Source organism: Roseateles sp. YR242 (assembly GCF_900109745.1).
GTDB lineage: Bacteria > Pseudomonadota > Gammaproteobacteria > Burkholderiales > Burkholderiaceae_C > Roseateles.
The window spans coordinates 1-13,792 of record NZ_FOAV01000007.1 but is presented as its reverse complement, the minus strand read 5'-3'; the positions used below and the strand labels follow the sequence as shown (position 1 = coordinate 13,792).

At 62.6% G+C, this 13,792-nt stretch carries 14 protein-coding genes and 1 pseudogene; 8 read left to right on the top strand and 7 right to left on the bottom strand.

Translation table 11 applies throughout. The features are described from left to right. Positions 1-85: 85 nt before the first annotated feature. Positions 86-349 (bottom strand): annotated as a pseudogene (locus BMY53_RS14435) (IS5/IS1182 family transposase); the annotation flags it as partial. Positions 350-359: 10 nt separating this feature from the next. Beyond that, a complete protein-coding gene (locus BMY53_RS14430) occupies positions 360-932 on the bottom strand; it encodes a hypothetical protein (protein WP_092947190.1) in 573 nt (190 codons plus the stop codon). A 506-nt stretch (positions 933-1,438) separates the two neighbouring features. On the opposite strand from BMY53_RS14430, the gene BMY53_RS14420 reads away from it, so the two are divergent. Next, on the top strand, positions 1,439-2,125 hold the full coding sequence (locus tag BMY53_RS14420) for an MBL fold metallo-hydrolase (protein WP_255370207.1): 687 nt from the start codon (positions 1,439-1,441) through the stop codon (positions 2,123-2,125). A gap of 26 nt (positions 2,126-2,151) precedes the next feature. Here the strand turns inward: BMY53_RS14420 and BMY53_RS14415 are convergent, their stop codons facing one another. After that, the gene (locus BMY53_RS14415; protein ID WP_092947187.1) at positions 2,152-3,129 is read right to left on the bottom strand and encodes a M48 family metallopeptidase; all 978 of its coding nucleotides are present in this window, start codon (positions 3,127-3,129) and stop codon (positions 2,152-2,154) included. A gap of 277 nt (positions 3,130-3,406) precedes the next feature. Here BMY53_RS14415 and BMY53_RS14410 point away from each other — a divergent pair, with 277 nt between their 5' ends. Then, entirely contained in the window at positions 3,407-3,850 is a 444-nt protein-coding gene (locus BMY53_RS14410; RefSeq protein ID WP_092947409.1) for a flavin reductase family protein, read from the top strand. A 99-nt stretch (positions 3,851-3,949) separates the two neighbouring features. Here BMY53_RS14410 and BMY53_RS14405 read toward each other — a convergent pair whose 3' ends face one another. From BMY53_RS14405 to BMY53_RS14395, 3 genes are read right to left on the bottom strand one after another with little or no spacing between them, the layout of a single operon-like run. Further along, complete coding sequence (locus BMY53_RS14405) at positions 3,950-5,440, bottom strand: hypothetical protein (protein ID WP_092947186.1); 1,491 nt, start codon at positions 5,438-5,440, stop codon at positions 3,950-3,952. After that, a complete protein-coding gene (locus tag BMY53_RS14400; protein ID WP_255370206.1) occupies positions 5,437-6,360 on the bottom strand; it encodes an ABC transporter ATP-binding protein in 924 nt (307 codons plus the stop codon). The genes BMY53_RS14405 and BMY53_RS14400 overlap by 4 nt, the downstream gene beginning before the upstream one ends. Further along, positions 6,360-6,758, bottom strand: a complete 399-nt coding sequence (locus BMY53_RS14395) for a GntR family transcriptional regulator (RefSeq protein ID WP_092947185.1) — start codon at positions 6,756-6,758, stop codon at positions 6,360-6,362. The genes BMY53_RS14400 and BMY53_RS14395 overlap by 1 nt, the downstream gene beginning before the upstream one ends. A gap of 927 nt (positions 6,759-7,685) precedes the next feature. Here BMY53_RS14395 and BMY53_RS14380 point away from each other — a divergent pair. From BMY53_RS14380 to BMY53_RS14360, 5 genes are all read left to right on the top strand, one after another. Beyond that, positions 7,686-7,931: a transposase domain-containing protein gene (locus BMY53_RS14380; RefSeq protein WP_092947182.1), complete on the top strand. Its 246-nt coding sequence runs from the start codon at positions 7,686-7,688 to the stop codon at positions 7,929-7,931. A gap of 559 nt (positions 7,932-8,490) precedes the next feature. Then, on the top strand, positions 8,491-8,922 hold the full coding sequence (locus BMY53_RS14375; RefSeq protein ID WP_143074084.1) for a hypothetical protein: 432 nt from the start codon (positions 8,491-8,493) through the stop codon (positions 8,920-8,922). A gap of 733 nt (positions 8,923-9,655) precedes the next feature. Further along, positions 9,656-10,606 (top strand): IS481 family transposase, encoded by a 951-nt coding sequence (locus tag BMY53_RS14370; RefSeq protein ID WP_092947407.1) that lies wholly within the window; start codon positions 9,656-9,658, stop codon positions 10,604-10,606. 670 nt (positions 10,607-11,276) lie between these two features. Continuing rightward, entirely contained in the window at positions 11,277-11,600 is a 324-nt protein-coding gene (locus tag BMY53_RS14365) for a hypothetical protein (protein ID WP_092947180.1), read from the top strand. A 111-nt stretch (positions 11,601-11,711) separates the two neighbouring features. Continuing rightward, the gene (locus BMY53_RS14360; RefSeq protein ID WP_143074083.1) at positions 11,712-11,981 is read left to right on the top strand and encodes a hypothetical protein; all 270 of its coding nucleotides are present in this window, start codon (positions 11,712-11,714) and stop codon (positions 11,979-11,981) included. Between the two features lie 581 nt (positions 11,982-12,562). On the opposite strand, the gene BMY53_RS14355 is transcribed toward BMY53_RS14360, so the two are convergent. Continuing rightward, positions 12,563-13,438: a hypothetical protein gene (locus BMY53_RS14355; RefSeq protein ID WP_143074082.1), complete on the bottom strand. Its 876-nt coding sequence runs from the start codon at positions 13,436-13,438 to the stop codon at positions 12,563-12,565. A gap of 86 nt (positions 13,439-13,524) precedes the next feature. Here BMY53_RS14355 and BMY53_RS14350 point away from each other — a divergent pair. Next, a partial coding sequence (locus BMY53_RS14350; RefSeq protein WP_143074081.1) for a transposase occupies positions 13,525-13,792 on the top strand: 268 nt, incomplete at its 3' end.

The following is a 13,792-nucleotide window of genomic DNA, read 5'->3' as shown; positions in this document are numbered from 1 at the left end:
CGGAGCAAACCCACGTCGCCACTCCATTTGAGGAAGAGCAGGCGGATTTCTTTGAGTTGTAGGGACTTTGAATCTGCTGCAGGTCTTGAACGAACTCTGTAGCGTCGTATCCCTTGTCCGCCCCCAGCGTGATCATGGCCTGCGGGTTGCTCTGGCGAGCGTCGCTCACCATGCTCAGCGCGGCTTGCCGCTCGGCATGACCATCGGCCGGGGTGACTCGGGCATTCACGATCAAGCCATGGCGGTTGTCCATCAACGTGTGACCCATGAAGCGCAACTCGCTCGCCGTCTTGCCCTTGCGACACAGCCGGCTGTCGGGATCGCTCGTGGACTCGTGTGTGTCGTTGCTGGCGTGGCAGTCAGGGTCTGATGAGCTTCGTCCAAATGAGATATAGCTCCGCAAGGCCGCGCCCGCCTTCCTTTTTACTAGCGAGGCCGTAAACAAGTGTCACCGTCATTCGGACAGGATTGAAGGGGACTGGCCCGAAACCGGCAAGAACGGGCTGGCCATAGTCAACAAACTTCCTGTTGCCAAAGGGCTGGTCCCAGCGGAGGAGCGGATTATTCTTGAGGAAGACCTGACTGAGGTACATGCCGACATCCATCGCCAGCGAGAAGGTGCGACTCGTAAGCTCCTCCCCCGAAATCCCGATTGCAAATTCGGAACGAGATTCGATCTCTGCGACCTCTTCGGCGGTGCGAGGCTGCACCTCAACCTGCAACGCGAACCACTCCCCTAGAGCATCCAAGGATGCAGGCGAGCCATCCGACTGCCAATCAGCGAACTGAGGGAGTTGCTGCACCTCCCTTGTCAACTCTTCATATCGCTGGGGTATCACACTTTGGAACCAAGCAAAGTAGTCCTTCAGTTCCTTCTTGGACATCTCCTTGAATTTGAGCGTGAACGGCGGTTTTATCTGTTCGTAAGTCATAGGTCAGTGAATGACGACTTTGATGTCATTGTTCTCCAGCGCCTCTCGCAGCGGGCCTGAGGGTCCCCCTCGACCTGTCACGGGGCTCTGGAAAAAGCGCCAGGACGCTCCTTGGATTTGCTTGGTTTGCATGAGCTCTACGTCTTTTACGATCTGGATCCTGATGTCGCTCGTCAACGTCGTGTAACCCACCTTCGACTCATGCGCGATACCGTTCACCAGTTGGTCCACAAACCGCTTACCCTGACTGGCCATGAAGAAACTCTGAGGTTCCCCACCGAGGGCGTTGAGTGCGTTTCCCCCCACCTTGCCTGGCGCACCGATTCCTTTCCCAAAAACCCCCCTCCCGGAGGGAAACCTTCCCTCAGGCTTTGAACTTCGGCTCCAAATCCGGCGGAGGCAAGGATAGCTCTTCCAAGCGCGGTCCCTCCAAGCCATCCAGCCGCTGGAACAGCGATTAGCGGACCAACGGTCCCCGCAGCACAAGTACCTTCGCGCCCCACGTTATGCAGAGGTTCCTTAATTCCGAACTTCACACCACCACCATGCCGCTCCGCTACCAAACCATTCCCGTCACCCCCTTCCAGCAGAACTGCTCCATCGTCTGGTGTGACGCCACCATGGAGGCAGCCGTCATCGACCCGGGCGGTGAGGTCCCTCGGCTCAAGGCGGCCGTGCAGGCCCTGGGTGTGACCATGAAAGCCATCTGGCTCACGCATGCGCACATCGACCATGCGGGAGGCGCCGGCCAGTGGGCGCGGGAAGACAGCCTGCCCATCGTGGGCCCGCAGGAAGGGGACCAGTTCTGGATCAGCTCACTGCCTCAGCAATCGGCCATGTTCGGCTTCCCGGCCGCAGAGATGTTCACACCCACGCGATGGTTGGCGGATGGCGACCAGGTTCGCATCGGTCAGGAAACCTTGGCGGTGCGCCACTGCCCCGGCCATACACCGGGCCACGTGGTGTTCCACTCCGCCAGCGCCCAACGCTGCTTTGTGGGTGACGTGCTGTTTGCCGGCAGCATCGGCCGCACGGATTTCCCCGGCGGGCACCATGACACGCTGATCCGCTCCATCACGGAGCGGTTGTGGCCCATGGGGGACGACACGGTCTTCATCCCCGGCCACGGCCCGGAAAGCAGCTTCGGCGAAGAGAAGCGCAGCAACCCGTTCGTCGGCGGCCGCTGGGGCTAAGACACGGCCAGCTACGGCGCTGACAGCTACTTCTTCTGCGCTGCCGCTGGCGGTGGCGCAAACCGCTGCGGGGGCTTCTCCGCCCGCTGATACAGCCCCTGCACCTTGGGCAAGGACCGGCGGATGTCGTCGATCCGCGTGGGGCCGGAAGGGTGTGTGGAGATGAACTGCGGCGGCGCCCCCTTGGACGCCTGTGCCATCTTTTCCCAGAGCGTGATGCCCGCCGCCGGGTCGTAACCCGCCCGCGCCGCCAGCTCCATACCCACCAGATCCGCCTCGGATTCGTCCTCGCGGCTGAACCGTAGCTTGAGCAACTGACCGCCCACGCCCACCACCGTGCGACCGAGGTCACCCAGGCCGAAGAGGGACGACACCAAGTCCGCACCGATGTTGGTGGCGGCGGACTTGCCCATCCGCTCCCGCGCATGTTCTCGCAAGGCATGGGCGATCTCGTGCCCCATGACCATCGCGACCTCGTCGTCGGTCAGTTGCAGCTTGCGCAGGATGCCGTCGTAGAAGGCGATCTTGCCGCCGGGCATGCAGAAGGCGTTGATCTCGGCAGTCGCCAGTACGTTCACCTCCCACTTCCACTGCTCGGCACGCCGGTTCCAGGTGCCGGTCAAGGGAATGATCCGCTGTGCGATGAAGCGCAGGCGCTGCACCTGGGGGTCGTTCGGCGGGGCCAGCACGCGCTTCTGCTGGGCCTCTTTCATCATGGTGGCGTACTGGGTCTGGCCGGCGGCCTCCACCTGCTCGGCGGAGACCAGCTTGGTGGCCCAGCTTTCCTTGCCCACATCCACGCCGTCCCGTGCCCAAACTGGCGTGAGGGCCAGGCCACCCGCGGCACCCAGCAGACGGGTGAACAGCCGGCGGGTCGTCGGGGTGGAAGAGACGGCAGAAGTTGAAGCAGGGGTGCGCGGGTCACCGCAGCTGCAGTAACCAAAACCGTGGGACGGTGCGCAAGCGAGCGACGGCGTGCCGTCCGGGCCGAAATCATCATCCATGACGCCATTCTAAAGACGCGACCTGGGGGGCAGAACGCAGCTGTAGCCTGCGCGATAGACAGTATTTGCGAACAGTGCCCCTGGGAGGACGACGGGCCAGGGGCGTGCCCGACGACCCATCGGTAATAAGGCATTCAGCACGGGGAATTCAGGGGAAGCGACAATACGCTCAATCATGTCCCAGTCGCCTTCCCCCTCCCCCATCGTGGTGGCCAACGGCCCCGCCCCGGTCTGCCCGTCGCCGCTGGACCCTCAGCAGTTCCGTGCAGCCCTCGGCATGTTTGCCACTGGCGTCACCATCGTGACCGCCCGGGCCGAGGACGGCACCCTGGTGGGTCTGACGGCCAATTCCTTCAATTCGGTCTCCCTCTCCCCGCCGCTGGTGCTGTGGAGTCTGGCGCGCCGGGCGGGCTCCATGCCGGTGTTCAGCCGGGGATCGCACTACGCCATCAATATCCTGGCAGCGGACCAGAAGGACCTCGCCCAACGCTTCGCCACCCGAGACATCGACCGTTTTGCCGGTGTGGCATGGCGCGAAGGCTGCGGAGGGGCACCCGTTCTGGAAGGCTGCGCAGCGGTATTCGAATGCGCCAACCGCAGCCAGTACGAGGAAGGCGACCACGTCATCTTCGTGGGCGAAGTGGAGGCCAGTTCCCGGATGGAACAAGCCCAGCCGCTGATCTTCCACGGCGGCAAGTACTACACCGAGTTGCCGATCTGAGGTCCGGGGCACTCCCCGTAACCGCGGCCCCGAGCTCATGGGGTTCGGTGGTGTTCCGGGAGTCGCTCAACATCTGACGCGACCAGGCGCTGGCTCGACTCAGGACCAGCGCCCCACCGGCCAGAAGCTGGCACTCCGCGTCACCACCGGCCAGCGCCAGACCGCCAGCACAGCAGTGAGGCATACCGACAGCGCCAGCACGCGAACATGCGTGAGGTGCAATGGCCCGGACAACATGCTCAGAAGCACCATGCCGCCCATGACGGCCAGCATGTACAACACCGTCGCCGAGTTGTTGGGCTGACGTTGGACCGACCAGTCGCGCCACTGCACCACGCCCAGCGGAAGGGTGAGCGCGGCATAGTTGAAGGCCCAGCCGATGAGGAAGGAGGGGCCGCCATGGTCCTTGGCAGTGAACTGGGTCAGCGCCTCAAGCGCCAGCACCGCTGCCATGCCCGTGGCCCAACACAGCACATACTGCGTCAACTGCCGCCGTGCGAGCTGACGGTTCAGCGCCGCGCCGCGCGGGAGCCCGGGAAGCAACAGCAGCAGCCCCTGCTCGCGACGACGCTTGAACAGGATGGTGGCCGCCGACAAGGATGGATTCACCAGCATGCCGATGACGCCAAACGCCAGGCCTTGCGCCGCGCTGCGCATGCCCTCATTCACGCGGCCACCCAGCACCACGAGTGTGACGGCGATCGCGAGGAAGATCATGCCCAGCACCAACGCAGAAGACCCCACCACCAATGACCAGTGCGAGTGGGGATTCGCGCCCAGCTCCGCACGTGCCACCACAGACCTTGCGGTCGGCCGACCCGAGCGGATCAGATGCTCCTGCCAGAGTGTCCGAAGCCAGGAGAACGCGCGGACGGACACGATGGCGAATCCGCCCGACAGCGCGGTCACGGAACGTCCATTCCCCACCTGGTTGCGCGTCAGACGCTGCATCAGCTGAGCACGTCGCCAGCTTCGCTCGTGGGCCGGTCCGCCCGCCTGGAACAGCCGCCAGATCACCATGGCCATCATCACCAGGACAAAGGCGGCCATGGAGACGGGCTGTTCTTCATAGATGTGCACAGCACGTAGCCACATCCATGCCCGGGCATCACTCGGCACCCACCAGGCGGCCGTTGCCGGGACCACCCAGACGGCCACCCACAGCCAAGGCCATCGGGTGGCCATCGCCAGCGCTGTGAATGCCACGCCAGCCGCAATGGTCCATGCCGGCCCGGGGAGGCCTGTGAGCGCCAGCACGGCGCCACACGATGCCGAGACGCCAAGAAACACAACCACGGCCACTTCGCGCAGCTGCTTCAACTGGCCTGGCACCAGCCGCGCCGCCACCGGATGGTTCTGCGCCAGCAGTGCAAAGAAGGCCACCCACCACAAGCCGCCCATCGCCAGTGCGCTGGCGGGGCCTGCGGCGGCCGTCAGCGACTCGCGGCCGCCAAAGAATGCGACCAGCACCAGCAGCAGCACGAGGAGGAACAACAGGAGGCCGCCCATGAGCCGCGTGGCACGCAGGACAACGCGGAAGATCTGTGCATGACCGCCGGACGGTTTTGCCTCGGTCAGGACGGCGCTCATTGCGTCAGTTCCACAAACAGGTCTTCCAACCCGAGCGCTTCGCAGCGCAGGCCGGCATCACCTTGCGGAACCTGATCGGCGGGAAAGCGCACCAGCCAACGCACAGCGCCCTTGCCTTCACGCTGGGTCAGCACACGGCCGTTGTGGCGTTTCGCGGTGTCTCGAACGCGTGGATCGTCCCCGATCAGCAGCCGCACCTCTTCCGCCAACGCATCCTGCGGCGCCTGCAAGGCAATCTTGCCGCCACTGAGGAAGGCGATGTTGAAGGCCACCCGCTCCAGGTCCGACAGGATGTGGGTGGAGAACAGCACGGTGGTGCCCCGGTCCAGTACCTGTTCCACCAGCTCACGCAGGAAGTCGCGTCGGCCTAGCGGGTCCAGGCTGGCCACGGGCTCGTCCAGCACCAGCAGGTCTGGCTCATGCGCCAGGGCACGAATGATGGAGAGCCGCTGCTGCTGCCCCTGGGAGAGCTTGGCGATGCTGCGGTTGCGCGGGATCTCCCATCGCGACATCAACCCATCCACCTTGGCCTCGTTCCAGCGCGGATAGAAGCTGCGGAAGTACCGCAGCAACTGGTCGGCAGTGAACTCCTCGAAGAGATCGGATTGCTGCGGCACGTAGCCCAGACGAGCCCTCAAGGCGTCGCTCGGCGTCAGGGCAGGCTCACCGAAGAGTTGCACCTGGCCGAACTCCGGTTCGCGCAGCCCGAGCACGGTTTCCAGCAATGTGGTCTTGCCGGCGCCATTGCGGCCGAGCAGGCCGACCACCTGGCCGGGCTGCAGCGTCCAGTCCAGGCCATTCAGCACCGGCCCATGGCCCTTGAAGTGCAGGCGTACGCCCATGGCGCGCACGGGGGGTTGGCCCACGGTGGTCTGGCTGGCCGCCGGGTCGGCGGCGTCGAGGCTCAATGTCTGCGTCATCATGCGTCTCCCTGGTCCTGCAACAGGCTCTTGAACAGTGCCAGCACCTGGTCTTGCGGCAACTCCAGCTGCCGCGCCTCGGCGGCGGCCTTTTCCAGCACGGGGCGCAACAGCTCCACGCGGGAGCGGGTCCGCATGGCTTTCTGGTGCTGCGCTGCCACCACCATGGGTAGCCCACGCCGGCGCTCCAGCAAGCCTTCCGCTTCCATCAGGCCAAAGGCCTTGGAAATGGTCATCGGGTGCACAGCCAATGCCTGCGCCAGCTCCCGAACAGATGGGATTTCCTGACCGGCCACCAATTGCCCGCTCGCCACGCGGCGGCGGAGCTGCTCCACCAGTTGGCGGTAGATGGGTTCGGCGGAGCCGGGGTTGATGGTGAAGAAGAGGTCGTTGTCCATGTGGCCTGCGTGTACTAGTACAGTAGTACACCAGGGGGGATTTGGTCAAGTGTGGTTTTACGTCGGTCGATTCGACGACGCCCGTCTGATTTGAGGCAGGTGTCGAAAACCATTCAGTTCTGAACTTTGTTCACTCAGTTCTGAACTTTTCGGATGGGGTGTCGAAATGTCGAAAACCATTCATCTCTGAACTTTGTTCGTTCATCTCTGAACTTTTTTGGATTGGGGGAGGGCGGGCCCAGTCGGCGCGGTGGGGCGAGGTGAGCGCCGCCGCGAATCTTTTGCAGCGAAAGTCGCGCCCTCATGGGCGCGTCTGGGAGACGCCGGAAGGCGGCTTGGGATGCTGGCCTTCGGGTACGCCCGAAAACCGCCTGGAGGGCCATTTGCGGCCCTTGGACTGGCATCGCGTGCTCAACGCCAGCTGGACCAGGCCGGCGCCGAGGTAGGGCTGCAGCTGCTGGCCAGCGAGGTCAAGCGCCATTGCGGCCACGGCAGGGCGCTTGCCGGTCAGCCGAGGTCGCCGACTTGCGTGATCCGCGCGTGGGCGGCGCGAGACTATCAATGTCAGCTGGACCAGGCCGGCGCCGAGGTGTACCTGCAGCTGCTGGTCAACGGCCCCCAGCTAGGTCGCAGGGCCTGGGCCCAGCCCGCGCAGATCTACGCGTCTGGCGGGCCGCTGAACCGACCGCATCACCCTCGACCAGGCCGATGCCTGGCAAAGTCCACCGCGCGCCGTCTGGAGTGCTCCAGCTCATCGACGCCGGCACGGTGTTCGCCGTTCAGTTGCCGTCGCAGAGCCGCCTGACGCTTAGGCACGCCTGCAGCTGCAGGCCAGCGAGGTCCAGCGCGATCACGTCCACGAGCTGGGCCATCGACTACACGATCAACTATTGCGCAGCGCTGACGCTGCACCTCTAAGATGGCGCAGTGCCCATCGACAACAACCACCTGGAGAGGCAGATCAAGCCGTGGGCGATGGGGCGAAAGGCCGGGATGTCCGTGGGCAGCGAGTTGGCCGGTCAGCGCGCGGCCGTGATGATGAGCCTAGTGCAGTCGGCGCGCATGTGCGGCCACGAACCATGGGCCTACCTACGCAATGTGCTCCAGCGGCGTCCCACGCAACTCAACACGCGGATCGAGGAGCTGCTGCCGCACCGCTGGCATCCTGCCTGACGTTCAACTCTCGCACGCGTTCAAGGTGGGACGGCTGGAGGCTTACGCCTCTCCCGCAGCCAGGTCGGAAGAAAGACTCTTACGAACTGCCGCCAACCACTTTTGATTTAAGGGCCATGAGCTTGGCGACGAGGCCGGACGAGTGAACTCATCCGCCGGCACCATATCCACAATTTTGGGGATGTAACGCACCGGGCACTGAAGCGTCAAAAGCCCAAAGCCATCGCACCGAACAACTCGCTCTCTTGCGCCTGGTACACCCGTCGCTCGAGGGGAGGAAAGCCTCAAAACCATAACGCCGCGGACCGCCCGTTGTACCGAACTGGGGGACTGATTGGCTCCTGCGCATGTGACTCGTGTGGGCTCCTGTAAAACCTAGCACGTTGACGGGGGCTGAAGCGCCTTCCATGATGAGCCAGCCATGTCGCCCCTGCCAAAGCCACTTTCGCGGTCTGTCGGGGCACTGGTAGCGCGTGAGCGCAAACGTGGGGCGGGACAAGCGACCTCGCAAGTACTGGCCCCGAAGTGACCTCGTCTGTAACCTCAAGGGAGAGAAATCATGGGCCAGCGATCGTCAGATCCAAACGCACCTCTGAACTACACAATCGCCCCGGCAGTGGGCACCGACCTCATCAACTATGGCATGTTCAACTTCAGTGTCTCGCCGCTGAAGTCGACCGACAAGATCACAGGCATCCAGTACATCGTTTCGCTCCAAGGTCAACAGACCGGGCAGTTCATGTCGTTCGTTTTTGTTGGTGACCTAGAGCCAGGACAGGGCCTGACCAGCTCCATTCTGTTCTCAGGCTACGAGGCGGCGCTGCTCAACGATAACGGCGTACCGATCATTGCGCAGATCGCGGTTGCGGTGAACGGTAACGCGTACACCTCGCCTGCGCAGGTGTACACGGAGAGCCTGTGGCCAGGCGGACCCAACTACGACCTGCACGCCCCCATTGGTCAATACCGTACACAGAAATTGGAGGCCTGATCCAGACTTGCTTCGCTCTCGCGAGCGGAGCAAGGGGAGGGCGGCTCGGCTCGGCAAGTCCATGTGATCCGCGAAGTTGGCCGGTCTCATAGGTGGAGAGCAACCTCCCTGAATTCAGGGCCTGTATGCCAAGGCTGGACAGCCAAACGACCGTTGGGCTAGCGAAGATTGGTCCGAGCTGGCTCAAGAACGTAGGCGTCGAAATCGAGCGCCGCTTGCCCGCCTTCGCCAAAGTAGCGGTTGAGTGATACCGCAGCCTCCGCTCTGTATGCATTCCAGGACTTATTTCCGCGGGTGGTGTCTGCGACAGCGAGGAAGAGACCGATGTGCTTCAAGCCAATGCAGCGGTACCTGCGAGACGCTGACCGGGTACGCGGCATCCTGGTGAAGATTCCAGAGCCTGGAAAGACTGGACAGTCCGTTCCGAAAGTTGAGGCTTGCTGCGTCGAGGTGACGGTCAGTTAGGTCACTTGGCCAGAGCCCTGTGTGCTTGTTCCTCAATGTAGAGGATGACAACGCCCTTGCCCGGTGCAGCAGCTCGACTTGGCGCAGCTGGACCGTGCCGGCGTCGAGGTACGCCTGCAGCTGCTGGCCAGCGAGGTCCAGCGCTGTCGCGGGCACGGGCTGGCCCCTCTAGCTGTGAAGCTTCAATAGGTTGTATCGGGTGTTCACCCGGGCTGAATTTGAGAGACTGGAAATCGCCAAACCCCCAGTCACTCAGGAGAGCAGCCGGATGAACACCCATAAGCATGCCCGACTCACTTTCGCGCGTCGACTCCAAATGGTCCAGCAGCTCACCTTTGAAGGGTTCTCCTTCAGCCAGGCCGCGGCAGAGCATGGCGTGACTGCGGCGACGGCCCGCAAATGGCTGGCCCGCTATCTCGCCGGCGGCGAGTCCGGCCTGGAGGACGCCTCGTCGAGGCCAACCAGGTCACCCCGCTCGATCTCGCCCGCCAAGGCCTTGTTGATCGTTGAGCTACGGCGCCGGCATCTTCTGCAAGCCCGCATCGCTCGAGCCGTGGGCGTCTCCGAGTCGACCGTCAGCCGCGTGCTGGCGCGCGCGGGCCTGTCCAAGCTCAGCGACCTCAAGCCGGTCGAGCCGGTGCAGCGCTACGAGCACGAGGCGCCAGGAGACCTGCTGCACATCGACACGAAGAAGCTGGGGCGCATCGAACGCCCGGGGCATCGCGTCACCGGTGATCGCCGTGACAGTGTGAACGGGGCCGGATGGGAGACGTTGTTCGTGGCGGTGGACGACCACGCACGCATCGCCTTCACGGAGATGCAGCCCGATGAGAAGGCACCACAGGCAGTTCAGTTCCTGCGCGATGCTGCGGCCTATTACGCGTCACTGGGCGTGCAGCTCAGGGGCCTGCTGACCGACAACGGCTCGGCCTTCAGGTCCCGCGACTTCGCGGCTGCCTGCAAGGATCTGGGCATCCAGCATCGGTTCACCAGGGCTTACCGCCCGCAGACCAACGGCAAGGCTGAGCGCTTCATCCAGTCCGCGTTGAGGGAGTGGGCCTATGGTTGGACGTACCAGAACTCCCGCCACCGCACTGCAGCCTTGGCCAGCTGGATGCACCATTACAACTGGCATCGCCCGCACAGCGGCATCGGTAACGTCGCACCAATAACCAGGCTTAAGGCTTCAGGACATAACGTCTTGACGCTTCACATCTAGCGCCACGTACGATAAAGCGCGGCGAGGCCGTGGCGGCAATGGCTGGTCGGCAGGTCAGGCGTAAAAGTTCAGAGATGTAGCAACGAAAACCGTAAAAGTTCAGAGATGAACGAGCACGGGGTTCGAAGATCAATGAGCACGAATCCGCTAAGTGGTGATCTGCAGCTGCTGCGAGCGGTCGTCAGTTCAGAGATGAGTGGTTCTCGGCACGAAAACCATTCATCTCTGAACTTTGTTCGTTCATCCCTGAACTTTTTTGACACGAAAGGACGCGGGGTGGGCGGGCAGGGCGCCGCCGCGCGCGCTCCGCCGCCAGTCTTTTGCAGCAGAAGTTGCGCCCTCACGGGTGCATCTGGGAGACGCCGGGAGGCGGGAGGGTGCACAGGTCTTCCGGCGGGCCCGAAAGTCGCCTGCAAGGCCATTTGCGACCTGCGGCGGCGGCTGCGAGAGCACAGCTGCATCTGCTTAGCTGGTCGGCGGCGGCGGGTCAGGGCTTGGGCGCAGCCGGCGTAGATCTATGCGCCTGGCGAGCCGCTGAGGCGGCCGCAGCTCCCGCGGCTAGGCCGAGGCCTGCAAGTTCAACCGCGCGCCGCCTTGTGCGCTCCAGCTCATCGACGTTGGCACGGTGCCCTGCTGTGCGGGCTCGCCCCGACCGCAGTAGGATGAGGGCATGGAAGAAGATTCGAGCACCGTTGATTGGGTCAAGCTAGGCTCAGTTCTTGAGGCTGCTGGGGTTTCACATCAGGCAGCCATCGAGCTCTTGAGCCGAGGCGGCACTGTCGATGACCTCGTCGCGGCGGCACTTGGCGACGGTGCTCCGATGGATGGCGGGCTTCAATTACTTAAGGACGCCCAGCGCCAGGATGCAGAAGACGTGGCATCGGGAAACCGTTCGGCGCGGAGCCTGTGGGTAATCCAAAAAGGCGACCTTGAGGGGTTCTGCTTCACGCCTAATCCGAACTCCGACCTTGATCTGCCCGGCGAGGGGTGGTGAACCGCTGCCCGCGACTCCCAAGTCGCGCCAGACCTACACCATCGCCGACAAGACGAAACACAAGCGCTGAAGTGCGGCGGGGCCTCGCCGCGCCGTGCTCAATACGGCAAATTGAAAGCCCGGCACTTGCCGGGCTTTTTTTCGTTCAGCGATGCGTTCAGGTCGCAGATAGCAACAAGAAGCGGATCGGATGTGGCACACCCTGCGGTCGGCACGTCGATCGGCGGTAACGTACTCGCCGTCCTGGGGCTCGAAGCCGGGAAAGAAGTCGGCCTGCTGCCAACGCGAGCCACGGTGTTCATGGACTTCATTGCCGATGTGTTCTCGCGGACGCCTGCCTTTGGCGGCACCGCCAAGCCGGTCGGCAACATTCCAGATTGACTCTGCCATCTGCGAATGGTCTTGCCTCCATTGCGTGACACCGCGTCGACGCAGAGGCGGTGCGCCGCAAAGCTCGAGCGGGACATGCCCGCTGGACGAAACCCGAACAAGACCGGGCGGCCTCACTGAACGGCAGGTCAAGTGATCAAACCGGTCGGTCGGCGTCCAACCCGCACAGTGCCAGCACGACGGGAATTCGCTGAACACCGGTCACGCGCCCCCCAAGCGCTGACCGACCGGGATCGCCGGAGGCTGTGTAAGAACTTTTCTCCATTGCACACCGGCTAAAAGTCGACCTCTCAGATCGGCTCAGGATCGACGATCGCACCGGAGCTAATGCTGTCAAGACCCAGGCAACAGCGCGCGCGTCGAGTTTTCACACAACCTCGCTGCAAAGCCGCCGCATGAGGCAGGGCGACCGCACCGGGCTGGTTTCGGCCGCTCGCTGCCGACCTGACGGGCGACATGTATCGACCCGTTGCGGTCCTTCCAATTCGTGCTCAACCCGCTCCGGAGCGGAAGTTCCACGGGCGGCGGCCGGCAACGGCAGTCAGCTTCAGCAGGCGACTAGTCGCGCGCCATTAAAACGGCACGTCGAATTCAAACGGTCCGGAATAGCGGTAGACACCCTTAAGCGCGGCCTCTATGACTCCCTGAATGTCCTTTGATTCGTTCAGCCATTGAACTACTTCTTCGTCTACCCAATACGACACTTCAAGAACATTCCTCTTGGAGTTCCATGATAGAAACGGTTCTTCATCGAAGTTCTTTAGATTTTTGAATTGAGCTTCGACTCGCCACTTCACCTTATGTTTAATTTGCGCATTAAACGCCTTGCTTAGTGACCGAATTCTATCGTGGTCTTTAATTATGTCTTCGTAGAATGCCGTTTGTTGGCCTCCAAACCACTTCACGTTGGCGGAATGCAGTTTTCCGTAGTCATCCAGTGCTGACCGGAACGCCTTAGAAGTAATGAATCTGATGCGCGAGAAGCTCTCCCTTTTTGATACTATGTAGCGAGCGATGTACTGCTCAGAGTCAATCTTTGTAGTTGAAATGCCGGAGCCGTTGGGTGCGAACATTAGCCGATACATATCCGCGCCGACGACTGAGATCAGGTTGAATTGATAAACTGCCTTCGTCTTCTTGCGACCAGGCAAGGAAGACAACTCATAAGCCTGCGCTTTGACCAGTGAGGTCATAGCGGCAAAGATGGCCTTGTCATTTCTAGGCGCACCGCTGGACTTGTTCATTTCTTGAAAGGCAAAGACGTCTACTTCCGGATCGGCCACTGCAGCGGCGACTCCGGCCGCGCGGACGCCTTCGTGATATGACTTTGGTTTTCCCGGCCGGGCAAGTTGGTAATTGATCCCCGGCTCATTTGACCAAGCGTGCAGGGGCCAATAATCCGTATTGGGGTCTTTCAAAACTGTATCTCGCGCGAGCAAGGCCCACACGTTCTCCTCACTCTTTTTGCAGCTAATAATGAGGACTGAATCGCCCCGGATTTTGAGGAGGCTCAACACTCTGAGAGGATTGAGCCATGAGCAAGTCGAACAAGTTCTCACCCGAGGTGCGTGAGCGTGCCGTGAGGATGGTGCAGGAGCACCGAGGGGAATACCCGTCGCTGTGGGCGGCCATTGAGTCCATCGCGCCCAAGATTGGCTGCGTACCGCAGACGCTGAACGAATGGGTCAAGCGCGCGGAGGTGGACGCTGGCGTGCGTGAGGGCGTGACGAGCAGCGAGGCCCAGCGCGTGAAGGACCTTGAACGCGAGGTGCGGGAGCTGCGCAAGGCCAACGAGATCTTGA

Coding starts and splice junctions, on each gene's coding strand:
- BMY53_RS14430 (WP_092947190.1), bottom strand. CDS start 932: ATGACTTACGAACAGATAAAACCGCCGTTCACGCTCAAATTCAAGGAG.
- BMY53_RS14420 (WP_255370207.1), top strand. CDS start 1,439: ATGCAGAGGTTCCTTAATTCCGAACTTCACACCACCACCATGCCGCTC.
- BMY53_RS14415 (WP_092947187.1), bottom strand. CDS start 3,129: ATGGATGATGATTTCGGCCCGGACGGCACGCCGTCGCTCGCTTGCGCA.
- BMY53_RS14410 (WP_092947409.1), top strand. CDS start 3,407: ATGTTTGCCACTGGCGTCACCATCGTGACCGCCCGGGCCGAGGACGGC.
- BMY53_RS14405 (WP_092947186.1), bottom strand. CDS start 5,440: ATGAGCGCCGTCCTGACCGAGGCAAAACCGTCCGGCGGTCATGCACAG.
- BMY53_RS14400 (WP_255370206.1), bottom strand. CDS start 6,360: ATGACGCAGACATTGAGCCTCGACGCCGCCGACCCGGCGGCCAGCCAG.
- BMY53_RS14395 (WP_092947185.1), bottom strand. CDS start 6,758: ATGGACAACGACCTCTTCTTCACCATCAACCCCGGCTCCGCCGAACCC.
- BMY53_RS14375 (WP_143074084.1), top strand. CDS start 8,491: ATGGGCCAGCGATCGTCAGATCCAAACGCACCTCTGAACTACACAATC.
- BMY53_RS14370 (WP_092947407.1), top strand. CDS start 9,656: ATGAACACCCATAAGCATGCCCGACTCACTTTCGCGCGTCGACTCCAA.
- BMY53_RS14365 (WP_092947180.1), top strand. CDS start 11,277: ATGGAAGAAGATTCGAGCACCGTTGATTGGGTCAAGCTAGGCTCAGTT.